Origin of the sequence: Robbsia andropogonis (assembly GCF_034047095.1) — a bacterium.
Lineage (GTDB): Bacteria > Pseudomonadota > Gammaproteobacteria > Burkholderiales > Burkholderiaceae > Robbsia > Robbsia andropogonis.
Genome location: NZ_CP139167.1, coordinates 153,786 through 176,508, shown reverse-complemented (window position 1 = coordinate 176,508; position 22,723 = coordinate 153,786). Strand labels below are relative to the sequence as shown.

At 54.2% G+C, this 22,723-nt stretch carries 17 protein-coding genes and 2 pseudogenes; 14 read left to right on the top strand and 5 right to left on the bottom strand.

Features of this window, described 5'->3' with window-relative positions; all coding sequences use genetic code 11:
- Window positions 1-169 precede the first annotated feature (169 nt).
- Both SJQ66_RS11720 and SJQ66_RS11715 read left to right on the top strand, forming a co-directional pair.
- Window positions 170-820: a hypothetical protein gene (locus tag SJQ66_RS11720; protein ID WP_320534227.1), complete on the top strand. Its 651-nt coding sequence runs from the start codon at window positions 170-172 to the stop codon at window positions 818-820.
- A 1,676-nt stretch (window positions 821-2,496) separates the two neighbouring features.
- Window positions 2,497-3,963 carry a RepB family plasmid replication initiator protein gene (locus tag SJQ66_RS11715; RefSeq protein ID WP_320534226.1) on the top strand — a complete coding sequence of 489 codons (1,467 nt, stop codon included), beginning with the start codon at window positions 2,497-2,499 and terminating at the stop codon, window positions 3,961-3,963.
- Window positions 3,964-4,038: 75 nt separating this feature from the next.
- Here the strand turns inward: SJQ66_RS11715 and SJQ66_RS11710 are convergent, their stop codons facing one another.
- The 3 genes from SJQ66_RS11710 to SJQ66_RS11700 form a co-directional block, all read right to left on the bottom strand.
- The gene (locus SJQ66_RS11710) at window positions 4,039-5,136 is read right to left on the bottom strand and encodes a ParB/RepB/Spo0J family partition protein (RefSeq protein WP_320534225.1); all 1,098 of its coding nucleotides are present in this window, start codon (window positions 5,134-5,136) and stop codon (window positions 4,039-4,041) included.
- Window positions 5,120-5,827 (bottom strand): AAA family ATPase, encoded by a 708-nt coding sequence (locus SJQ66_RS11705; RefSeq protein ID WP_320534224.1) that lies wholly within the window; start codon window positions 5,825-5,827, stop codon window positions 5,120-5,122. The genes SJQ66_RS11710 and SJQ66_RS11705 overlap by 17 nt, the downstream gene beginning before the upstream one ends.
- Window positions 5,828-6,864: 1,037 nt before the next feature.
- Window positions 6,865-8,640, bottom strand: coding sequence for a site-specific integrase (locus tag SJQ66_RS11700; protein WP_320534223.1), 1,776 nt, complete (start codon window positions 8,638-8,640; stop codon window positions 6,865-6,867).
- A gap of 238 nt (window positions 8,641-8,878) precedes the next feature.
- On the opposite strand from SJQ66_RS11700, the gene SJQ66_RS11695 reads away from it, so the two are divergent.
- The 4 genes and pseudogenes from SJQ66_RS11695 to SJQ66_RS29675 all read left to right on the top strand — a co-directional run bounded on the left by SJQ66_RS11695 (window position 8,879) and on the right by SJQ66_RS29675 (window position 12,089).
- Window positions 8,879-9,433, top strand: a complete 555-nt coding sequence (locus tag SJQ66_RS11695; protein WP_320534222.1) for a hypothetical protein — start codon at window positions 8,879-8,881, stop codon at window positions 9,431-9,433.
- A gap of 568 nt (window positions 9,434-10,001) precedes the next feature.
- A pseudogene (locus tag SJQ66_RS11690) lies at window positions 10,002-10,274 on the top strand (Tn3 family transposase); the annotation flags it as partial.
- 159 nt (window positions 10,275-10,433) lie between these two features.
- Window positions 10,434-11,714: an IS4 family transposase gene (locus tag SJQ66_RS11685; RefSeq protein WP_320533958.1), complete on the top strand. Its 1,281-nt coding sequence runs from the start codon at window positions 10,434-10,436 to the stop codon at window positions 11,712-11,714.
- A 9-nt stretch (window positions 11,715-11,723) separates the two neighbouring features.
- Complete coding sequence (locus tag SJQ66_RS29675) at window positions 11,724-12,089, top strand: group II intron maturase-specific domain-containing protein (RefSeq protein ID WP_407691494.1); 366 nt, start codon at window positions 11,724-11,726, stop codon at window positions 12,087-12,089.
- Window positions 12,090-12,147: 58 nt separating this feature from the next.
- On the opposite strand, the gene SJQ66_RS11680 is transcribed toward SJQ66_RS29675, so the two are convergent.
- Window positions 12,148-13,827: a site-specific integrase gene (locus SJQ66_RS11680; protein ID WP_320533703.1), complete on the bottom strand. Its 1,680-nt coding sequence runs from the start codon at window positions 13,825-13,827 to the stop codon at window positions 12,148-12,150.
- Between the two features lie 225 nt (window positions 13,828-14,052).
- On the opposite strand from SJQ66_RS11680, the gene SJQ66_RS11675 reads away from it, so the two are divergent.
- The 7 genes from SJQ66_RS11675 to SJQ66_RS11645 all read left to right on the top strand — a co-directional run bounded on the left by SJQ66_RS11675 (window position 14,053) and on the right by SJQ66_RS11645 (window position 21,619).
- Complete coding sequence (locus SJQ66_RS11675) at window positions 14,053-14,295, top strand: hypothetical protein (RefSeq protein ID WP_320533704.1); 243 nt, start codon at window positions 14,053-14,055, stop codon at window positions 14,293-14,295.
- Window positions 14,267-14,731 (top strand): hypothetical protein, encoded by a 465-nt coding sequence (locus SJQ66_RS11670; protein WP_320533721.1) that lies wholly within the window; start codon window positions 14,267-14,269, stop codon window positions 14,729-14,731. The genes SJQ66_RS11675 and SJQ66_RS11670 overlap by 29 nt, the downstream gene beginning before the upstream one ends.
- On the top strand, window positions 14,721-15,164 hold the full coding sequence (locus tag SJQ66_RS11665) for a hypothetical protein (RefSeq protein WP_320533720.1): 444 nt from the start codon (window positions 14,721-14,723) through the stop codon (window positions 15,162-15,164). Before SJQ66_RS11670 ends, SJQ66_RS11665 begins: the two co-directional genes overlap by 11 nt.
- Before the next feature lie 17 nt (window positions 15,165-15,181).
- Window positions 15,182-15,823 carry a DUF6904 family protein gene (locus SJQ66_RS11660; RefSeq protein ID WP_320533706.1) on the top strand — a complete coding sequence of 214 codons (642 nt, stop codon included), beginning with the start codon at window positions 15,182-15,184 and terminating at the stop codon, window positions 15,821-15,823.
- 13 nt (window positions 15,824-15,836) lie between these two features.
- Window positions 15,837-18,923: a Tn3 family transposase gene (locus SJQ66_RS11655; RefSeq protein WP_320533707.1), complete on the top strand. Its 3,087-nt coding sequence runs from the start codon at window positions 15,837-15,839 to the stop codon at window positions 18,921-18,923.
- 58 nt (window positions 18,924-18,981) lie between these two features.
- Window positions 18,982-19,827: a hypothetical protein gene (locus SJQ66_RS11650; protein ID WP_320533719.1), complete on the top strand. Its 846-nt coding sequence runs from the start codon at window positions 18,982-18,984 to the stop codon at window positions 19,825-19,827.
- Window positions 19,828-20,149: 322 nt separating this feature from the next.
- Window positions 20,150-21,619, top strand: a complete 1,470-nt coding sequence (locus SJQ66_RS11645; protein WP_320534221.1) for a 3'-5' exonuclease — start codon at window positions 20,150-20,152, stop codon at window positions 21,617-21,619.
- A gap of 287 nt (window positions 21,620-21,906) precedes the next feature.
- Here the strand turns inward: SJQ66_RS11645 and SJQ66_RS11640 are convergent, their stop codons facing one another.
- On the bottom strand, window positions 21,907-22,389 hold the full coding sequence (locus SJQ66_RS11640) for a DUF2778 domain-containing protein (RefSeq protein ID WP_081765240.1): 483 nt from the start codon (window positions 22,387-22,389) through the stop codon (window positions 21,907-21,909).
- 151 nt (window positions 22,390-22,540) lie between these two features.
- Between SJQ66_RS11640 and SJQ66_RS11635 the strand changes: the two are divergent.
- Window positions 22,541-22,669 (top strand): annotated as a pseudogene (locus SJQ66_RS11635) (DNA methyltransferase); the annotation flags it as partial.
- Window positions 22,670-22,723: the final 54 nt, after the last annotated feature.

Below are 22,723 nucleotides of genomic sequence, written 5' to 3'. Positions count from 1 at the left end.
TATTAAGCGCCGTTTTTGCTTGAGGATCGTGCAGAAAGTCGAAATCTTAGAGCAGCGCGAAAGCTTTTCGTAATTTTGATGTAGCTTTACATATTGATTATTTACGTATGTAATTGATTATTAAGTATATTAGTGTTTTGGATTTTTCAGATTCTACGAATCTTTCAATATGCCAAAGAAACATGTTCCTGAATCTCCCCTTCTCGCCCACATCGAACTCGACGCCAATCAAAAGAAATGGTGTTCATTGCTACGACAGCAACTGAAAAGCATTGATGCGGAATTTGGTAGGCAAAACAAATCGTTGTCAGCCGCAGCACGAAAAGCACAAGTACTTGGAACTTGCTGGTCTATTGGTGACTTTAAATCAACCCTGTTACTAGCGAAGGCAGCCGGGATCAGCGAATTTGCAATACGTCATTACTTAGAACTGGCTTCGTGGCCAAGTGATCTTCTTATCTACTTTAACTCTCCTCATGCATTTGCGCTATCGATCGTCGAAGTTGTCAAAAAATTGAAAATAACCTATGGCGTAGAGCGAGTGACGGATACCGCCGTTCGTATTTTGCCCTACAGCCATGCACTCAAAAGCCACGCCATCAGATTATCGTTGCTAGAAAGTGCGCTCTATTCGAAACAGCAAGATGCACTTTCACAATCAATGCTCCTGTTTAGATCACCTGAATTCATTTTAACCTTCGACGGCGAGAATAATGTGATTAAAATTACTTTCAGTAACTCCCTAAACGCCGAAATTATCGCTGAGGAAGCTAAAAGTTTCGCAGAAAAAATCGAACAAAAAATTCGTTTGACGAAATGAATCCTCCTCTCGTTAAAAAACGGGACGCCGTTCGACCAGCCCTGAAGTGTTATGCGGGGGATGTTCTATGCGTGTTTCATAACGCCATCATGATCGTAAGCGCGCGGCTATAGGATATTGACGCGGGTGTTTGGCAGGCTTCTTCGGAGAGTTATGAGGCAGCAATAGCTTCAATTTGCAACAGCCGGGACACACTGCCGATGCTGGTTCGTGATGCCGCTCCACGCGCGAGGTAAGTCCGCCGGGAACGTCGCACGGCGTGGCTTCGCGCGCTCATCGGGGTTTAGGGGGCAGAAACGAATTCGAGCTCGTGCTTGATGGCAACAAGATCAGCGCGCGCTTACCTCGACATCTCTGAGGAGCTTCATTATCAGGATTCGACCCCTGAAAGCAATCGTATGGAACAGAATAAGCCACAGGCGATCAGTGGCAACATGGTCATCACGCCCTCACTGGAAAACGTCTAAGCACAACATTTCTTTGCATTTATGACTCTGAAAGAATCGACGTTATCCACAGTAGGACTACATCCATGGACGTAGTCCATTCGCATGAACGTAGACCTCGGGGCACATAAATGTAGACCTTAAAGTTCCAGATACGTAGTGATTTGCATGGTGCTCGCTACTTGCTTGTCGAGGGGTGACAGACCCCGTCGCTTTATACGCCACCACTCTGGTGTGGGGTGCATGCCCCCGTCCCATTGCTTACGCTTGACTACCAAATGTGCCATCTTTCACATCAAGTCGCGAAAGACGTCGAAAAAACGCAATCTTTCACGGGCTTGCACCGAGGCGAAATGTGCTATGGATCACCCCTGTTCGTAAATCAGAGAACCTCGACACACTGGGCAAAGTCAAACAGCAATGAGCAATATCGTCGTATTTTACTTTAGGAAACAAACATAAGTACTTGTTTATAAAAATATATCTCAAATTCAACGAGTCCCGACGTTAATCTACTCCGCCGACGAACAGATCCTCAAGAGAGCTCCCTTGTGTGCCATCTATCACGACAATTCGAATTGCGTGATAGATGGCACACATGCTAAGTAACTGATTTTAATATCAAAATACTAGAACATCCAACAGCATTGTGCCATTTTTCATGGAACCGAAGGTGTGAAAGATGGCACATAAAGTGAAAGAAGACACAAACGAGGTGAAATCAGGCACATAAGCTCGTGATTAGTGGCACATATCAAATGATTGAAGGCACACAAAACCACTCTATCTATTTGAAATAAAATAGAAATTTCTATCCATAAGGTTTACGTAAACGTATATAAAGGTAAACTAAGCTGTTACAACCAGAGATAAGATCCCAACCTCAAAACCCTCAAAGCGTGAAAGATGGCACATTTCGCCAAATTTCTAAAAGAAAATCCTTTATAAAACAGTACGTTAAGAAGCTCTTTTTTAGATGGATAGCGATGGCACTTTTCAGCACGCCAATGACGCAACAGGGGTGACTCATGGCACATTTCAGCGTGTCCCACAGCGAAACAAAAACAACATGCTCAATCCATCGGCAGGGCATAAAAAGTTCTGTAAGACCATCCGAGTACGAAGTTACGCTTATCCAGTGAAAAAAGGCACATTTGGTCGGGAATGTTGGCACACAGATGTTATTGACTAGAAGCAAAGTCACACGTAATGTGCCATGGAACCAGAAGCGTGGCACATCTCTACATGACAAAGTACGACACTGACGGAGAAAACACTTTAGCTCTGAAGCGGCGTGGCCGTCGTGCGTCTTCCGTCGTCATCGAATCCACGGAAAAAAAGAATTCACACCTAGTCATCACAGAAACCTCGATACCCACACAGCTGCAATTACGAAAAGCGGTTGAGGCTCTCACGATTCGAAACGTTGCTAGCTCAGGCGAAATCACATTCTTGCAGCGCAAAGCATTCAACGCGATGCTTCAAATTGCGCAACGAAATAGACTTGGAACCGAAATAACATTCGAAGTTTCTATCGCGGAGTTTGAAGAGCTCGTTGGTCAGTCAACGAATAACAGCCGCAGTTTTTTGAAGAAAATGCTGAGGCAGCTAACAACGATTCAAGTTGAGTTTGACTTTCGCGGCGACTCTACGAGTGAGAAAAGCTCCTGGGGCATCGCTAACTTGATTGCGGAAGTCTATATATCAAGCGACGGTGTTATTAAGTTTTCGTTCCCAAGTGAAATGGCTAAGCGACTGCTTGATCCGGCGATGTTCCACCGGATCGATATGCGTATGCAGAACAGCTTCACGAGCTATTCCGCGTTGACCCTTTATGAAATTGTCAGTAGGTATGAAACTGCTCCAAAAAAGGAAACGTTCCATGAGCATTGGACAACGTGGAGTGTGCTGCTGTCAGGCGCCAGTAAACCACATTCTCAATTCCGAGATTTCAATAAAATGTTGGTCCGGGCGATAGAACAAGTCAACGCACAACAAAATCGCTTTACTGTTACAGCACATGCCGCAAAGAGAGAACGTAAAGTAGACTCGCTATGGTTTTCTCTAGAAATGAAAATCCAGAAAGAATTGGATTTATCAGGCACGAATTCGATTATCAACGAAGACTTGAAGCGAAGAGCACTGTCTCTTGCGTTAACGATTGACGAAATCACAGCAGCAGTACTTCAATACAATGAAGAGTATGTTCTTGCACATATTGACTATACGGAGCGACGCGTTAAAAACAAGAGGAAAACAAGAATCGACAGCCCCTCGAAGTATTTGAAGGCCGCGTTAGAGGGTAATTATGCGCAGGTTCCTCAAGGAGCTGAAACAGGAAAAGGGGTCCCCGAAACATGTTCTCCGACTATGACGACATTATCCAACGCTGGGCAACCTGTACCTAAGGTTAAGCGGTCGACAGATATGTTGCGAGCAGCTTACAAAGCTGAGCAACTCATACGAATAAAGACCGAGTTTTCATCATTGTCCAAAGATGAAAAGAAAGCACGACTAGAAAGCATTGAAAACGATTTGCGTAAGAACGATACTATCTGGAAAGCTTATGAAACTCGTGGCCTCACCAAGAGCACCGAAACAGCTATTCTGCAGATTTTATTAGAGCGGGAGGTAGGAGATGTTTCAGCAGAAACTCTGCTGAACTGGGCTCTGGAAAACGACCTACTTACGACGTGAAGCCTAAGTGCGCTCTCCTAATTCTCCCGTGCTATTTCAAACGAACAGGGTTTGAATTTTACTACTTATATAACGTTACTCAATTTGTGTTCCTTTGGTCACTTCGTACGGCTTTAAAGTATCTTGGATTATATCTCTAAGTCTATCGCGAACATCCACCGGTAATCCTGTCACTTTTAAATCTAGTCGGTCTTCTGCATATGTCTTAAGACTTCCGAGCCCTTTACCGTTTGCTAACTTAAAGTCAATTCGACGATTAAATACAGGTCGACTCGATGCTGTTTTCGACGCTTGTCCTGACTTTAACGCTGCTATCGCTGCCTGAACTTGCTTTATGGAATAATCTCCAGCCCCGATATTCTCAATCAGAGTTCGCGTGGTAGTTTCGTTATTCCCGCTTTCCTCCCAATACCTTTTCACTTCATACGCTTTCCTTAGTCCCATCTGTTCGGGAGAAATTGATACCATTAGTTCAAGTAAATGCTCCGGGATTGTGGCAAGCGATAGTGTCTTGGAGACCTGCCCTTCTCCTATCTCTAACGCGTCGGCGAGCGCCTTCGCATTTTTAAACACCCCTTCTCTCAGGAGAGCCGTCCATTTCACGGCATCATCAAAGGGCGTTTGATCTTTTTTTGTCACATTCAAGTCATACGAAAGCTTGTAACTTTTAGCCCCGGGCGTCAGATCCAGGACAATAGCTCTCGCGGATAGTCGCTTTAGCGCATCTAACGCTCTCCATCGGCGCCCTCCTTCATTGACAAAGAAAGTGCCGGGCTCACTGTAATCAGGCGAGATATGTATGGGTTGTTGTTGCCCATGCTCGGCTATGTTTGCGACAAGGTGTTGAAGTTGCGAAGGGATGTAGAAATGTCGTGCGTTAAACGGTGACGACTTCAATTTCGAGATTGGTACGTCGATGACGCTATTTGGAGTGTAGTTACTCAAGACACACCACTCCCTGAAATCCTGTGAGTAGCCCTCAAGCATTGATTGATCTATTTGAGTGAGAGCTGGATGGTTCTCATTTTTTTTTGCCCCATCGATTAGGCTGCGCGCGCGATCGAATTTGCTGGGTTGACTCTTTAGTTGCGAAAGTCCGGAATTTTGTTCACTTACGGTCTCTGCGCTACGCTCTTTGCTGAAGGCCTTCTGAAGTTTATTGCTTGCCATCATCAGCTCCCTTTAGACTGAGATTAATTATTTCTTCAGTGATTTTGGTCGCTTCTTCAGCCGCGGCTCGGTAGCCCAAAGTTCGATTTGAAAAGACAGTATGTCCAAGAGCATATGTGTGGGGGTGTAGCTCGCGATGCATAACCATAGTCTTACAAAGTGGGAATCCTAATTCACGTATGGCATCTTTCGTGTACTGAAGCAAAAGAGTTCCTTTCTTGACCATTACAAGCAGTAATGCGAACTTCAAGTCTGGTCGTTCAGCTTGTGCCAATTGAATCTCTTTGATCATTCCTTGTGTTGAGTGCAGATCGGCCAATGAAGGTTTAAGAGGAACGAGCACGAAATCGGAAAGAAGCAATACGCCGCTCATGGAGAGATCTAGATTTGGTTGACCATCAATGACGATGTAATCAAAGTCGTACTGTCGTGATTCCAACTCGGTGGTTACATCAAGGCTTGGTGTAGATAGGTTCAGATATGGAAACGGAATGGGGTTAGTATCGTCAGCCTGCCCGTACCAGCTACCTAGAGTGTTTTGCGGATCATAGTCCGCTAGCAGAACTCGCTCACCAGCATTGTGTAACGCCGCCGCTGTATTCATAGCGGTCGTGGTTTTTGCACTCCCTCCTTTTTGGTTGGTCACCAAAATGATTTTCGCTGAGCTACTAGTTAGCTTTCGCTTTTTGGCCAAGGATCCACCTCTTTGTACAGGGAATCTGTGCACGTGCACAGAAACTGCGTTTGTAAATAGATGATGTTGTCGATGATATCAAATCATTTTGGTGAATGTTGAAACATTTCGCTAATCTTCTAAATCAAATTTCTCATTCTGTGCACGTGCACAGAATCGCCTTCTAACAAGAACTTGTTGGAGCCGGTCGCACGCCGTATTGAATGAGCAAAAGTCGCTTGTTATTGCGAACTTGGTTTGCCGGTTAGCTCTATATCGAGGCTGACAAGGTTTGGATGCGTTTCTGTGCACGTGCACAGAAACGCCAAACGGATTGCTAGAAATGCATTAGGGGTAACACTGGGAGCAGAGGGCTGGAGCGCGCGATGTAACCGACATTTCGCGAATGGCAACCATCTCATCTTTGCCTGCCGTCCAAGGATCGTCCGTGGAGTAGCTAAATCGCACGTCTTTTGAACGCTCTCCTCAAGGTCCTGTCGAGTACGATTGCGAATGTGCACCAAAATTGTCTTGAGCAAATGGTGCCAAACTGACCGATCTCGTGCTGATTTATGCTCAACATGGTGAGTAACTCAAATGACCTTGAGCAACCGGGCAACGACGCGGGTTGAATGAAAAATATCCGTAGAGAGTCGGCGGTAGCCACTAAATCATGTTTAGCTGGCGCATAGGGAATATCAAGTGAGCAATTCGATCCATTTTTTTGGGGGGGCTTGCTCGTTGGCCAGTTTCGGGAAGCCTGAGGGGGGCTTTACACAATTCGTTCGCACCAAAACTCTCGATCCGTCGTTGTCGAGCAATGGGACGACTAGGTCAACACTGACGTTCGAATTGAGCCCGATCGTATGCGTACGAGAGCCTATCTATCTGGTTGTGAACTTGGGCCGGACCACACCGGTACGAGGAACCGCCTGCCACCAGTTGCTGCGATGCCGACTACACAAAGGAATGATATGCCAAGCGCAGCGATGCCAGGCCCTGTAACATCTTTTCAGGATCTAGGCTGAATTTCCCGTGCGGCGTTTTGTGGTGAGTGCCTAACTGTTACGATGGTATTTTTTGCTCTCGGATAGAATCCGCTCAGTTTCGCTGTTCACATACACAGTGGTCGTTTGAAGTGATGTGTGCCCCAGTATTTTCTGCATGACATCAAGCGGAATGCCTGCCGACACGCCAAGGGTGCCGAACGTATGACGCAGTGCGTGAGGTGTGAGACGCCCGAGGCGTTGACGCTGCGCGTCAGAAAGGAATAGCGGATCACTCAGCAGCTGTTCAAGTATCCAATTGACAAGTTGGTTGCCTACATTCGGATGGTAGCTTTTTGTGCCATCGGCATGCCGTGCTATCGCGCGGGGGGTGGGGGGCACGACGACTGGGGCGAGCAGTGGCCCACTCGCGTCTTGCGCGTCGAAGTCCAGGTTTCGATCCTGCCAATGGCGCCTAAGCGCCTCGACCGCTTCCTCGCTTACCGGAACTGTGCGCTCTTTCATCCGTTTGCCGATCACGGTGAGAGCCCATATTTCGTCTTCGGAATGAGGGATGGGTTCAAGGCGCAGATACTCCCTTTGGGCGGAAAATACCTCCTCGCGCCGTAGGCCGCAATCGCCCGCAAGAAGAAGAAAAGCCGCTGCAACGCGCCAGCGGACCGCTTCCGGCTGTAGAGAGCGGGCAAGCGCCTCGGAACGCACGATATGCCATAGCGTTTCGGGTAACGCTTTGTCGACCTTGATCTGACGCTCGCGTCGAACGATCGAGGGGTCACGTACCGCTTTCCAGGGGTTCCCATCGAGATACCGCACGTCCACCAACCACGAAAACGCCGCCTTGATGACCCGGACCGCGTAGCGCTGACTTTCAGGGCTGAGTGCAGGGGATGAGAAAGGGCGCCAGCGAGAGGACATCCGCGGCGCCTTCGGTCCGACGAAACGCTCAGAAGGATTCTGAAGAAAATCCTTATACGCCTCGCAATCCTCCACCAGGATTGAACTCAAGGGTTTTTGGCGAATGGTCACTGACCAAAGAAGAAAACGTTCCAGTTCCTTGGTATAGGCGCGCAGCGTCTTTGGTTGCTCCCGATATAGATGGAGATACGTTCGAATCGCTTCCAAGTCATTGGATGCGCCGATATAGGAAAAAAGCTTGGCGCGATTGATGCCGTCAGCACCGCTGAGCGGCGAGGCAAGTTTGATCCGCTCTAGCGGTATGAGGGTAGCGCTGCCGGGCTCGAGCGTGACCGTCTCGGGGAGGGCAAGAGGGTCGTTCGTCTCGGCCGCGATCGTTAATGCTTGCCCAATGGACGGACGATGCGTGTTGAGCCAGTTTTCGATGATCTGAGCGCGTCCGTAACCGATGCGCTGCACGGCTCGCCACCAACTACCCCCGCGGCGGTTGCAGAATGCGACCAATTCACCGAGCGTGCGAATGCCGGCACTTTTGATATTTCGTGCGACGAGTGGCCGGAACCACATGCCGACGCCGTGCTCCGCTTTGGGCGATGCGGCGGCGAGTTTGGCGGCTTCGAACACCATCTGAAGGCTAACGATGGTCAATCGCGGCTCGCCGTGCGTCCTGATTGAGGCTTTGAGGTGAGTGGCCAGGGGAGCGCTGCCATGCTCGATCGCAAGATCGACGAGCGTTTGGAGCATCTCCTTGAGGTATCGCTCCATGGCGCTGGGGGTGGCGGCATGAGGATCTTCGTCCTGATCGTAATAGGTGCGAGCGAGGACTTCAGGGCTGAGTTTCTGTACGAAACCGCGAAGCGCCGCATAGTCTTTTGCAGAATATTGCCGGGTGACGAGTAAGTTTTCGGTCATTGCAATTTGCAACTAACTGTCATGGGGAGGCGCTGGTTAAGAACGATGCCACGCGTCGGATCAAGCGGCCGACAACAGAGGGCTGAAATCCCGCGCAAACCCTTGCTGGACGGGACTTTCGGGCCGATGGATTTTCGATAGTGCCAAAAAAGGGAATCAAATGCAATGGTGATAATAATAGTTATCACCATTGAAACCAACCAGGAAAGTGCTAGAATTTGGACATATAGGATGACCAATGCACAGCTATCTGACCCCTGACAACATCGCGCTACTTTTCCCTGATCTCAATAGCGCAGCGCAGGGGATGACGATCAGCCACTTCATCGAGGTGGAGGACGGCATAGAGTTGGTCGGCATCGACTTCGCCGGTACCCACACGGTAATGTTCTTTTTTGAAGCGTACGCCTACGTCGGTAACGATGAGACAACGATCATCGACATGGCGCAGTCATGGGGACGGGGCGTCTTGCCGGCGCGCGGCGCGCGGATCGTAAAATTTTTTCGATTGGAAGCAGATCGAGAGACGAGCTTCAATCCTCAAAGTTGGCCATTGCCCGTGCCAGGACTGATCTGGCAATTTATGGATGCCTTGGAGATTGCGTTACGGGAGCACGCCGTTCTTTATGCGACTGTCCCACAGTATTTCTTCATCCCACAAACCGCGGCATTGGATCGCATGTATAATCGATTGGTAAGGCGATTCACCGACCCGTCGCGGGGCATGACCGTGAGGGTAGTCGCGCAACCAGAAAACGACGAAGGAGGCTTTTATGGCTTCGAACGCATCTAAGACGCTTCGTCCGGGCGTGGTGTCGCTGCAAAAGCAATCGTATGATTGGCTTGTATCCAAAGTGATGCGGGCGGAATCGGGTGCAAAAGTGTCGATCAACGAACGTAGTGTAGTGATCCGCAGGTCGGTGCGTGGGGCGATCTCGCCGCGAAGCTGCAAGAGCTGATAGGGGTTTCACCGTACAACAGAGCGGTTCTGTGAGGCTCTCTAGAATTCAGAAAAGAAAAAAAGCGCGCCAAGTGGTGCGCTTTTTTGTTAGGTTAAGAGCTTGGCAGACACGACAGCCACGCACGCGGTGTCGCAAATGGGGTCCGGGGAGCAACGGAATAGCCAATTCACTTAGGCGGTCATTTTGCCCGCCAGATAAGCGATAGCGCAATTTGTTGAGATCAGATTGGGGTTCCAAGCCGGAACCGCCGAAAATTCCGCCGTTCCACATTGTGAACATCAATCGGCTTGTTGCCTGAGGTGACGGAGGAGTCATTCAGTCAGTAAATGCCTGCCCGAACTGCCGCGCACGCTTGACATCATCGGTGTGCTGGTAGATCGAAGTGGTCGAGATCGACGCAAGAAGGAATTGACCGGCCGCACCGACATCGAAATCGAGAGCAGTAACCAGTGCGCCCGGCTGATCGCCAACGTGATCATCTTCTACAACTCGGCGATTCTGTCGCGGCTGCTGACGAAGTGCGAAGCCAGCGGCAACACCAAGGCGTTGGCACGGCTAACACAGATATCGCCGGCGGCTTGGCGACATATCCTGCTGAACGGGCACTACACCTTTCAAAGTGACAACAAAATCGACCTGGACGCGCTTATCGCCGGGCTCGAATTGGAGTGACGGAAATTTCGGCGGTTCCGGCTTGGCAATGGCATTCGGTTAAGCGCTATGCTAGTTTTCTCAAAAAATCGAGCAAGGTTCCTCTTCCCGATGCCTCATGAAGAAATATCAGTGTTTTGGACAAAAGCCGGCGAACTGTTTGAGCAAACCTGTCAAGCCATGGATCCAATCTGGCGAAAACGTAAGCGCGTGATCGATACCCGGCTGCTGGTCGTATTCATCCTGAAGCTGGTTTTGAGTAGAAACCGGCAGGGCTATGGCAGCAGTCTGTGCGCACTCTGGGAGTCCTGTTCGGACAAAGGGATCACTCTGCCCCGTACCGATGCTGTTGCGGCTTCGTCGCTGTGTGAGGCCCGGCAAAAGCTTCCAGAAGCCATTTTTAAAACGCTCAACAACGAACTGATTTCACTGTGGCATGCTCACCGGGATACCCCGAACTGGAAAGGGCATCGCGTTTTCGCCATAGACGGCTCGAAAATCAATGCGCCCCGCGGCCTGCTGGAATACGGCTATAAAACTCCGCGGGAGACGACCCGGCATTACCCTTGCGGCATGGTGAGCGGCTTGTACAACCTGCAGGAACAACTGATCTACGATTTCGTACTGGTACCCCACAACGATGAACGCCGCTGTGTGCCTGACCATCTGGCAAAACTGGAGGAGGGAGATCTGGTCATTTTCGACCGGGGCTACTTCAGCTACCTGATGCTGCATCAGGTTCTGGCCAGCGGACAATACGCGGTGTTCCGCCTGCAGCAGGGGACCACCAATTCGCAAGTGGCCGCGTTCTGGGGGAGTGAGCGCAGGGACGCCATTATCGAGTACGTCCCGTCGCCCGCAGTGAAACATGGGCTCAAAAAACGCGGACACACCGTGGGTCCTCAGCCGCTTTCAGTCAGGCTGGTGAAGTGCCGTATCGAGGATGAAACCCACGTGTATGCCACGACCCTGATGGATCAGGCCGGTTATCCTGCAGACTGTTTTCCGGATCTGTATCACGGGCGCTGGGGCATCGAAGAGCTGTACAAGATTTCGAAAGAGATCATCGGCATGGAGGACTTTCATTCGCAAACGGAGCGCGGTGTAAAGCATGAGATCTATGGGCATTTCCTGCTGATCAACCTTGCCCGACTGTTTGAAATAGATACCCGCAACCGGCTACCTTCCAATGGCCGGCCAGAGGAATCCTGCCGCACGATCTCATGGCCTCAATCCGGCAAGACGTTGAAGATCAATTTCAAGCATTGCCTGTCTGTTGTCGGACGCCACCTGGAAAATCTTGTTCTGATGGCAGGGCGTACTGTTGCGGACTGGCTGGATAAGGCGATGGCGGCAGTGGCCCGAATCAGGCAACGCAATCGCCCGGGGCGGCGCTACCCGCGACGCTCCTTCAAGCCCCGCACGCGATGGAATTCGTTTGGTGCCGCGCCGAAGCCTTAACCGAATGCCATTGTCCGGCTTGGAACCCCAAATCCGGTTATACGGGGTTGGGCGAATTATCATCGGCATATTGTTGCGAAGCGGACGTTCTCGCATGTCGACCATCGGATCTTCTATATCTTGTGGCGTTGGGCGAAAGCTCGTCACCCCAAGAAAGGGCTACGGTGGATCAAGCAGAAATATTATGCGATGGTCGGCAATCGCGACTGGTGGTTCTCTGCTCGTAACCCCGTGCCTGATCAACGGCCTTCATTTTATCGGCTCTTCCATGCGAGCTCGGTGGCTATTGTGCGGCATATCCTGGTGCATTCGGACCAGAATCCGTACGATCCACTGTGGTACTCGTATGTGGCTAAAAGTGCCCAACGCCCATAAATGGAAAATCCATCCGTAACCCTTGTCAGATGAGGCTTTGGGGAGGGCGGGCGAGTCGTTACGCGGGCGAGCGTCGCGTGAAGACATGCTCGATCTGTTGCGTGCGCCGCACCTCGTCGTCGTCGAGATAGACCGAGGTCGTGGAAATCGATGCGTGCCGCAGGTTATCGCGCACGGTCGTGAGCGTTGCCCCACCGGCCAGTGCGTGTGTCGCGTGCGAGTGTCTCATCCAGTGCGGCGTGGCCTGTCGCAGTTTGTCTGCGAGAGGTGGATGGTCGGCTTCGATGGCATCGGCCGCGTCGCTAAAGAACCGGCGCAGCATCTGCCTCAGGCGCGGCGTGGTGATGCCGCACGGCTCGCCGAGGTGACCCAGTATCGGCGTATCAGGTGCCCATCGGGACGGCGTGACGGGCAAACCGCGTTGTGCCAGATACTGGTCCAGCGCGAAGCTTGCGAGTGACGGCAGGACCACCTTGCCGGGTTTCGCTCCCTTACCCGTGAGGTGAAGCCAGCGCTCACCGCGTGCGCCATGCTCGATGCCGCCGAGTGTCACACCAACCAGTTCGGCGGCCCGCAGGCCGGTCGCGTAACCGAAGTCGAGCAGAAATCGCAGGCGCTGTGCAGCCGGCACTGCCCAGCCATACGACCACTCGAGCCCGTCGGCGATCGTGCGTACCAGCTCCCATTCGCCAGTCGTAAAGGCCCGGGATCTGTCCAGTTTGCCCTTGCGGCGCGCACCACGCACCTTGAGACCCGCGAACGGATTGGCCAGCACATAACGTTGCTCGATCAGCCAGCGGAACATGGCGCCGAGCACCGACAGCGCATAGGCGATGGAATCCGACGACAGTGCCCCCGTAAACGGCCGCCATTCGGGCGACGATCGTGGCCGCGCGGGTGCAACCCAGCGAGCGCGGGGCGCGGGGTGGCGCAGGAAGGCACGCCAGGCCGCCGCATCCTCGCTGGTCAGTGACGATAACGCCTTGCCGCGTTCGACAATGCCCCACAACAGCAGCCGTTCTGCCTCGCGGCGGTAGGCGCGCTGCGTGTCACGGGCTTCGTGCCGTTCGAGCCACGCGTTGATGGCCTGCCAGTCGTTATCGGCCTCGAGCGCGCACATGGATTTCGGCGCACGAAAAAGGCCGCGCGAACCATCGACTTCGCGTGGTACGAGGATGTTTTCCCACGGCACCACACCCTCGGGGGATGTAACGGCAACCAGTGCGCGCGCCCGCTCGGTGAGCGCGGGATGAGCCGCAAAGAATGCTTCGATACAGCGTGCGCTGCGCTCGCCGAGTCCGGCCACCGGAAGCCACCAGCGCCGCCGGCGGGGGATGCGTACGGTCAGATCGGCGAGCGTATGGATACCGTGCCGATGCAGGACTGCTACAACCCGTGCCGGTAGCCAGACGTCGACCTGGTCAGAGACCTGAGGTTGTGGGATCTGCAGCGATGGCAGTATATCAAGCGCCCGGCTGGCCGCCTTGCGATAAGACTCACGTTCATCCGCGGGACACTGGAAGAGTCTGGCCACATCCTCGCGATGCCGACTGAGGGCAAATTCGACGATCTGCCGGCGAATGCGGCCGATTACGCCGCGTGCTGACGTACCGTCCCCGAGCGCTTCAGGTTGATAGCGCTCGACAGCCTCACGCGAACCCATGCCAGCGTACCACGCGCGCAGCACGGATAACGACGGGGTATCGGGAAATGTGAAGGATGGGTCTATGTTCGGCATCTTTCGATTATAGATACGACAGCGCGATGGTGTGCCAGCCAGGTGAGACGCGTTTTGCAAAACGGAAGTTTTAGTATAAAACAGAAGTCTATCGCTAATAAGCCTTAGCGATAGACATTCGAGAGCGCTCACCTCCATGTGACCGACGGACCGATTCAGACGCTGTGCCGTCGGGTAAAATGTGCGCAGCGATTGCCTTCCATTGTCTTCAGCGAAAATCTCCTCATGACCAGCACATCGCGGTCCATCAGCATTGCGCACGACCACACTCCGTCAGCACTGTCAAAAGCCCGGAAGACATTCAACTCACTGATCGGGCAGATAGGCAAACGACGCAAGCGCCTGCGCGACTGGGAAACGGTGACGCCAGTCTTCCAGAAGCAATATGTCGATGAAATTCTGCCCCTCGATAAAACGTCGGCACAGTTGCAGGCACCGGATGGCGCGCCGTCTCGACCAGGCCCATGACCAGTTGACCCAGGCTGAACGCCGCAAGGTGGCGCTCGTGATTGTCGATCTGGCGGGCGAGCTGATAGGCGGCGAAGACGACGAAGGGCAGATGAAGATCATCCACGACAGATACAGTCCAGAGAGCTACGACAGTCAGGTGGCCGCTGAGGTCGACGGGATGAAGAGCATGATCGAGACGATGTTCGGCGTTGACCTGGGAGACGATGAAGACCTGAATTCCCCGGAAGATCTGCTGCAGCGTGCGCAGGTCCATCTCCAGCAGGCCCAGGCGCAATGGGAAAGCGAGAATGTGCAACGCGATACCCGGCGTGCGAAACGGAAAAAATCATCCAGACAGCAGGCCGCCGAGGCGCGGGCACAGGAGCAGCAGGCGCAGGTCAACCTGTCCCTGCGCGAGGTTTTACCGCAAACTGGCCAGCGCGTTGCATCCTGATCGTGAAACCGACCCTCAGGAGCGGGAGCGCAAGACCTGTCTGATGCAGCGTGTGAACGAGGTCTACCAGAAAAACAATCTGCTGCAGTTACTGGAACTGCAGCTTGAACTCGAGCACATTGACCAGCACGCGCTCAACGGCCTGAGTGAGGAGCGGCTGAAGCACTACAACACGATCCTGCGGGGTCAGGTGCGCGAACTCGATCAGGAAATCCTTCACGTCGAATCGGCCTTCCGGGATGCGTATGGGATGGATCCGTTCGGCCCGATATCACCCGATACGGTCCTGCGTGATCTTGCCAGCGAGATCGGGGAATTCCAGAACAACATCTGGACTCTCGAGCAGGACCTTGCAGCGTTCGAAGATGTCAGGAACCTGAAACGCTGCAAGCTCGTACGCGCCAGGCCAGAGTTCGAATTTGCACCGTTTTGATGTGGAAGGAGACGCCTGTGCTTGACTATCAGTTGCTGAAAAATCATGCCGGCATTTTGCTCGTCGGCGACTACCATTCGCTCATCGAGCTGCACGAGGTCGTCCATGACGTCAATGAACGCTCTCCCTTGATCCCGCAGGAAGAAGGGCCATTTCTAGGCCTCGCGTATGATGTGCGCAAGGTTTATGAGCAGCAGCGGGAAATCCTGCAACCGCCCGAAGGCTACGAGGAAATGGGCGTGCGCTACGGTGTGGAGATTCTCTGGCCCGTTCTCCTCGTGCAGCATCGGATGCTTCGGGTCTCACTCGGATACCTTGACCATTCCAGGCGGCATCAGGCCATCACCTACTCGCTGGAAGCGGTCATCGAGGCGGCATTGCGGGAAGACTTTGGTGCGCAGGGGCAAGCGATGGTCGATCACTGGCTACGAATCGATCCCACTGCGGACATCTTCGAAAAACTCGACAGCCGGGGCGCCATGTTCTGTTCCTGGTCGAAGGCCGAGCGGGCGGGTCGCCTGGCTTCGCTGCTGCTGAGCTTCGACTTTATGTACGACCGTTATTCCACGCCTGCGAACGGACGGCACACCCCGGAATCGATATCACCTCGCGAACTAAAGCGATGGGAAGGCGTTGAATGGCCTGACCCGAACTGGTAACCAGAAACCGCCCATGCATGCACCGGAGCGCTCGCACCGTCTGTCGATCCTCACCCGGCAGGAGATCGACGATCTCTATGGCGTGCCGCGCTTTACCGGCGAGGAGCGTCAGACGTATTTTGAACTCGACGAACCGGAGTCGCGTGCGGTCCACTCCCGCACGACACCTGTTGCCGTTCACCTGACGCTGCAGCTTGGGTACTTCCGGGCGAAGCGGCAGTTCTTCGATTACAGCCTGGAGGCGGTGCGGGAGGATCTGGACTATGTCGTGCGGCGGCACTTTCCCGAGGTAGATCCGGCTACTATCAGTCTGCCGTCCCGTCCCACACGGCGAGCCCTGAGGGACACCATTCTCGATCTGTCCGGATATCGCCTGTGCGACAGCGTAGCGCGCGAGGACCTTGAACGTCGCGCACAGCGTATCGCCATGCGCTCGACGCAACCTGTCTACCTCCTGCGCGAGATGTTGCAGTACCTGAGCCAGCAACACATCGTCGCCCCGGCCTACGCCATCCTGCAGGACATGACCGGTCGGGTCGTGACCAGCGAGCGCCAGCGCATCACTGCACTGCTGGATGAGGCGCTCACGCCAGACATCGCACACCAGATTGACGCGCTGCTGCAGGCCGACGAATCCGCCTACCGGATCACGCTTCTGAAGCGCGAACCGCGGGATTTCAGCTGGCGTGAACTGCGCGAGGAAGTGGCCCGCCGACAGTCCTTCGCCTGCCTGCACGAATTTGCCCGAAGCTTTCTCGAGCTCGCCGGCATCTCAACCGAGAGTGGCCGGTATTACGCGTCGCTCGTCCGGTACTACACCGTCTACAAGCTCGGACGCATGCCGGCGCGGGTCGCGAGACTTTATCTGCTGTGCTTTGCGTTTCACCGGTTCCGGCAGATCAACGACAACCTGATCGATGCATTCATCCATCTTGTTCGCCAGTACGAGAAGTGGGCTCGCGCTGCAGCCCAGGAGGCCATGCTCAAGGCGCAGTCTGATGCGGGTTCGCGCCTTCAGGCCGCGGGCAAGGTGCTGGGCCTGTTCGTCGACGAGACGATTGCGGATAGCACGCCGTTCTCGAAAGTTCGAAAGCAGGCCTTTGCGCTACTCGAGCGCGAGCAGTTCGAGCCGGTGTCGGGCTATCTGCGCAACGTCGCCTTTGATCGCGCCGGCTTCGAGTGGGCGCACTACGCAACGCTGTCAGCGAAAATCAAGCGCAACCTGCGGCACCTGTTCTGTGAACTTGAGTTCTCCGGTCGCATCGAGGATGCGCCGCTCCTAGAGGCCATCGCATTCCTGCATGATCTGCTGCGCAATGGCCGCTCGCTGCGGCAGGTGAAACCGGCCACGTTTCCCGTGGCGCTGATCCCGAAGAACCTGCAGCGTTATCTTTATACATCGGAGCCGGGCCGGAAGAAACAGCTCGATGTCGACCGTTATGAATTCCTCGTCTATCGGCTCCTGCGCAATGCGCTTGAAGCGGGTGACGTGTACGGCGAGGACAGCACGGAGTATCGCCGGTTCGAGGACGATCTGATCAGCGATGTCCGTTGGGAACAGAAGGACGCGCTGCTCAGGGACATCGGCGCGCCGGTTCTGCTCGCGCCCATCGAACAGACCCTGACGATGTTCCACGATGCAATCGACGCCAGCTTCAAACGCGTCAACGAGCGTATCGACAGCGGCGAGAACACGCACATCAACATCGGCCAGCGCAAGGGCGTGCGCCGGTGGACGCTGCTCTACCCTGAAATCGACGAAACGGTCAACGGATCGTTTTACGGCCAGTTGCCAGGCGTGAGCATCGCCAATCTGTTGTGGTTCGTCGCGGGCCGTACGGATTTCCTGAAGGCATTCACTCATGTGCTCGAACGTAACGCACGCCAGGATGCCGATCCACGTGAAATACTCGCCTGCGTGGTCGCCATGGGCACGAACATGGGGCTGCGCCGGATGGCCGAAGTCTCGGGCCTGAGCTACGCGAGCCTGCTCACCGCCGCCAGGAACTACCTGCGCCCGGAAACCCTGCATGGGGCCAACGATGCGATCAGCAACGCCACGGCCAGCCTGCCGGCGTTCCGGCTGTTCGACATCCGCGACGAGATTCATTCGAGCAGCGATGGACAGCGTTTCGAAACGCAGATCGACACGTTCAACGCCCGATACTCGCCAAAGTACTTCGGTCTGGACAAGGGCGTGAGCGCCAGCACGCTGGTCGCCAATCATGTACCGGCCAATGCGACCATCATCGGCACACACGAGCACGAATCCCATTACGTATTCGACCTGCTCTACAACAACACGTCCGACATCCAGCCCGATCGCCACTCGACCGACACGCATGGCACGAATCAGGTCAATTTCTTCACGCTGTTCACGTTCGGCTACCAGTTCGCGCCGCGCTATCGCAATCTGCACAAAAAGATCGATCGCCTGGTCGCCCGTCACCCGCCGGGTCATTACAATGAAGACTGGCTGATCCGGCCGTCGCGCAGGTCCGACGACGAACTGATTATCCGCGAGTGGCCCAACATCCAGCGCATCATGGCCTCGCTCGCGCAGAAGAATGTGACGCAGGCAACCATCGTACGCAAGCTCAGCAATTATGCCCGCCAGAACCAGACAAAGAAGGCGCTGTGGGAACTCGACAATCTGTGCCGCACGCTCTACATTCTGGAATTCATCGATGATGTCGGGTTGCGCCAGAGTGTGCAGAAAGCCCTGAACCGCGGCGAAGCCTATCACCGCCTGCGCCGTGCGATTGCCTTCGTCAACGCTGGCAGGTTTCGCGTGCAGACAGAGGCTGAACAGCAGATCTGGAATGAATGCTCGCGGTTGATTGCCAATGCGATCATTCACTACAACACGGCATTGCTTTCGCGGGTGTACGAGCAGAAGCGCGCCGCGAGCGACGATGCCGCAATGGCGCTGATCGCCAGCATGTCGCCCGTCGCCTGGCAGCACATCAACCTGTTCGGGGCATTCGAGTTCACGCCGGGCGGTGCCAACGTCGACATCGATGCGCTGGCCGCGTTCTATGCCGATCCAGCGTGGTGGAGCAGGATTGCCCGGCCGGGGCAGACACGGCCGGACGTATAGCTGCCATGCGCAGCATTCGCCCCACGGGAAGTCCGGCGGACCGATCACGGAGAATCGCATGGGTGAGGCAAAACGCCGGGCAAACGAGGCTGCTGCATCGATTACACCGCAACAGCGGGAGCTCGCTGAGCGCATCGACGCGCAGATGCAACGTTTCCAGGCCGCAGGGCTGGACGAAGCGGAGATCATGGCGGCAATGGTCGACCATATGCCTGACTTCCATCGCCTGATGACGGAGCTGGAAAACGCCGCCATCAATCTTCTGGCGCGTGAGTTTGCCGGCTTCTATCGCTATGCGAAAATCGTTGAAACGGTTGCCTCAGGTATTGCAACGGGGCAGATTCAGGTGCCCGGCAAGGAGCGAAGATTTGCCGACGAGCACCGGATCGCCGCCGCGATCGACCAGCGCGTGCGTCAACTTGAAGCAAACGGCATCCGCGGCGCAGCCCTGCTTGCGCATATGGCTGCCTATACGCCCGAGCTGCAACGGCTCTGGAACACCACCTCCAACGAACTGCTCGTGTCGCTGTGCCAGACGTACCCAGGCCTGTACCGCTATGGCGAGCTCTTCGAGCAGGCATGGCTCAAGGATGCCGGCAGGACAAAGTCCGGACAGGAGCTGCCTGATTCCATCAAGCCCACCGTCCTGCGCCTTCTCTCGGACGGCGCGACGCTCGAGCGCGAGTTCCAGACGATTCTCGATGCCCGTCCGCAGCGCGATCTCTGGGTGAAGGCCGAACTGCTGGAGCACACCTGGCAGCAGTGGACCACCTTGCTTGCGCAATTGCCTGCCCTGTTGCTGCAGGCCGATGTCCCGGAAGTCTCCCGGGAAACGATGCGCGCCATCTTTGAGCCCATGGCGCTGCGGATCGAAAACCTTCGCACCCAGGTTCAGCGCCCGTAAACCCGATACGTCCTCCCGAAAGCCTTGTCTGGCAGGAGGTACAGGGGGATTTTCCATTTATGGGCGTTGGGCACTTTTAGCCATTTTGGCAAACGCCACGCGGGAAGCGTCGTCAATGTGATGAAACTGGATGGCGCGATGCCGAAACCGGAGAGACGTGGTCGGGGAAGGGCGTCCGCCTGTGTGGATCCGTGGTCAGAAATATCCGCGTTTTGCAATCACCTCCTAAGCCTATCGCCGCTGCGGTGCTGACCCGAATGCAGCAGCGCAGTGCGCAGGCGAGCGGCTTATCTATTGGGCGTTTCTACTGCGGGGCATGACAATGTCAGTTCATTTCGCTTCTACGGCTGAACAGAGCGCCGTTATCGATGCGGCCCTGCAGGGTGGCGATCTTAAAGTGAAAGCCTACGCCGGCGCCGGGAAGACCTCCACGCTTGAGCTGCTCGCCAGCGCGATGGGCGAGCGGCGCTGCAGCTACCTCGCGTTCAATAAAACCATCGCCGAGCATGCACGCCATAAATTCCCGGCACCCGTGAACTGCCGGACCGTGCACTCGCTCGCCTTCGCGTCAGTCAACGGGGCACTTACCGCACGGCTCAATTTACCGGAAGAAGCACCTCATCAATTAGCCGCGCGTTATAAGATCCAGCCAATTCGGGTTCCATCGGTAACGGGACGAGATCTCGATCTCGAGCAATTCGATCTCGGAAGAATGATCATTGAAGGCTTGGGTCGGTTTTGTCGTTCAGCCGATGCTGTACCGCTCGCTGAGCACATCGTTGTCGACGAGAAGGTTGACGAGCGCGCGGCCGCCTGGCTGCGCTCCAATCTCGTGCCCCATGTGGTCCGACTGTGGCAAGAAAGCGTTGATCCGAAAGGACGTAGCGCCATCATCCCGGATGTCTATCTGAAAGTCTGGGCGCAATCCAACCCGAAGATCAACGCCGACGTCATTCTTTTTGACGAAGCGCAGGACAGCGATGGTGTCATGCTCTCTGTGCTCAGCCGTCAGAAGCATGCGCAAACGATTTACGTCGGTGACCCCTACCAGCAAATCTATGAATGGCGTGGTGCGATCAATGCGATGGCCGCGATCGAGGCGCCCGAGCGCCGGTTGACGCAGTCATTCAGATTTGGCTCACAGATTGCAATATTGGCGAGCGAGATTCTGCGCGTACTCGGTGAAAAAACACCGGTCCGGGGCAAAGAGAATCTCGGCTCATTCGTGGTCTACGATCCGTCCATCCGGCCTCCGGTTGATGCGGTTCTGTGCCGCAAAAACGTCACAGCCATATGGGAGCTTGCCTCGGGCGTGGTCGCCGGCAAAAAGCCCGCGATTCGGATGAGTGCGGCTGAAATACTCGCCTACGCGGACGGCGCCGATTCCCTGATGGCCGGCAAGCGAGCATTCCGCCCGGCTGCGTTCTCGCTTTTCGAGACATGGAAAGAGGCGCAGGATTATTCGCGCAGCGTCGCGGGCCGCGACACGCAACCGATTGTCGAGTTCATCGACGAATACGGTACGAACGGTTTGCGTAGCCTGGTGCCGATGATCACAGCCGAGGAAAAAGCGGATTACGTCATCTCCACCGTTCACCGTGCCAAGGGCCTTGAATGGGGGCGCGTCAAGCTTATGAACGACTTCCGCTTTAGAAAGGAGGATGGCAAGACGGCCTTGGACGAGGATGAGCTACGATTGTTGTACGTCGCATGCACACGCGCAAAGCACGTCTTGGATATTACGGAGATTCAAAACGAATTGGCATGGGCTCTGATAAACGGGTCCAAGTAAGCGCCCCATTCAGGACGTAATTTTCTGACCACCTTTATTACGCCCGCTCCATGCGTAAGTCGCCGATACGACGATTACGGCTATAAACAAGCTAATGACTGCCAGCAAAGAGAAAATTACGTTTTCCTCACCTTCGCTCCCATAAATGCCAAATAGCCGAAAAAACGGCATCAGAAATGACCAGGCCCGATCACTCAGAATCCATCGCGACACCGTGTCGCTGTGGCCCAAGCCCAAAAATATGAGCGCTGTAAGGACCAAGACCAAAAAGATACGACTGAGAACTTTCATCGCACATCAACCATTCCATAATACGGAATATCCGTCCCAGGAATTGTGGCTGGAGCCTGTGACAGTAAATAGGTACGGAGCCTGTCAAAATCCATTTGTGAATTGAGAGTAATACAGCCATCGCTTATACCGAAACGTCCGTTAGGATGGAGTCGAAAATTGCCTCGACGGACCCCATTCACGAATGTCCAATCATTAATCGCTCCGTCGGCTGCATACAGAGCGAACCATGTAGCTCTTTGACTGTTGGAAGCGAGATCCATTACGTAGTCACGAACACGCCCTAGTCGACCGCCTGACTCGCGTTTGATTATGTAGTAACGCCCCTTCGGAATTGGACCCATGCCAGCAACGGCAGTCGCCGAAGGCTTGTCGACATATTGCTTACGGCCGGAGAAAGCCGAGACCCCTCCAAAACCCTTACAGAAAAGCGTGGAAGTGTTTTTCCCGTTCAATGTGAAGATGCACTGCGCTGGCATATCTGTTCCGTCGATGAACGTCCAGCTAGCATTGTCGAATAAAAAAGGACATTTCGCCAATGCTTAATACAGACAAGTCGACGATATCGTCAAGCGTAGAACAAATTAAATTTTTCACTTTTGCGTCTATAAAGTTGTCTACATGGACGCCCCCTTTGCGGGCTCAGGATCAACCAGTAAGGCAGCTCGCCGCACCGGTCGACGGTACATCGGCATCGAGCTCGACGAGAAGTATTTCCATGGGGCAGTCACGCGCTTATCGTCTCTTGATACGCATTAAAACGCAACTAACGGACTATTTAGAAAAGTTGTTAACAATCCTCCCACCTGCAAG

What these genes read in the sequence shown, in the direction of transcription:
- SJQ66_RS11675 (WP_320533704.1), top strand. Translation starts at nt 14,053, where the DNA reads ATGACCAGCACATCGCGGTCCATCAGCATTGCGCACGACCACACTCCG.
- SJQ66_RS11710 (WP_320534225.1), bottom strand. Translation starts at nt 5,136, where the DNA reads ATGATGGCAAGCAATAAACTTCAGAAGGCCTTCAGCAAAGAGCGTAGC.
- SJQ66_RS11655 (WP_320533707.1), top strand. Translation starts at nt 15,837, where the DNA reads ATGCATGCACCGGAGCGCTCGCACCGTCTGTCGATCCTCACCCGGCAG.
- SJQ66_RS11720 (WP_320534227.1), top strand. Translation starts at nt 170, where the DNA reads ATGCCAAAGAAACATGTTCCTGAATCTCCCCTTCTCGCCCACATCGAA.
- SJQ66_RS11700 (WP_320534223.1), bottom strand. Translation starts at nt 8,640, where the DNA reads ATGACCGAAAACTTACTCGTCACCCGGCAATATTCTGCAAAAGACTAT.
- SJQ66_RS11650 (WP_320533719.1), top strand. Translation starts at nt 18,982, where the DNA reads ATGGGTGAGGCAAAACGCCGGGCAAACGAGGCTGCTGCATCGATTACA.
- SJQ66_RS11640 (WP_081765240.1), bottom strand. Translation starts at nt 22,389, where the DNA reads ATGCCAGCGCAGTGCATCTTCACATTGAACGGGAAAAACACTTCCACG.
- SJQ66_RS11680 (WP_320533703.1), bottom strand. Translation starts at nt 13,827, where the DNA reads ATGCCGAACATAGACCCATCCTTCACATTTCCCGATACCCCGTCGTTA.
- SJQ66_RS11645 (WP_320534221.1), top strand. Translation starts at nt 20,150, where the DNA reads ATGTCAGTTCATTTCGCTTCTACGGCTGAACAGAGCGCCGTTATCGAT.
- SJQ66_RS11670 (WP_320533721.1), top strand. Translation starts at nt 14,267, where the DNA reads ATGGCGCGCCGTCTCGACCAGGCCCATGACCAGTTGACCCAGGCTGAA.
- SJQ66_RS11695 (WP_320534222.1), top strand. Translation starts at nt 8,879, where the DNA reads ATGCACAGCTATCTGACCCCTGACAACATCGCGCTACTTTTCCCTGAT.
- SJQ66_RS11685 (WP_320533958.1), top strand. Translation starts at nt 10,434, where the DNA reads ATGGATCCAATCTGGCGAAAACGTAAGCGCGTGATCGATACCCGGCTG.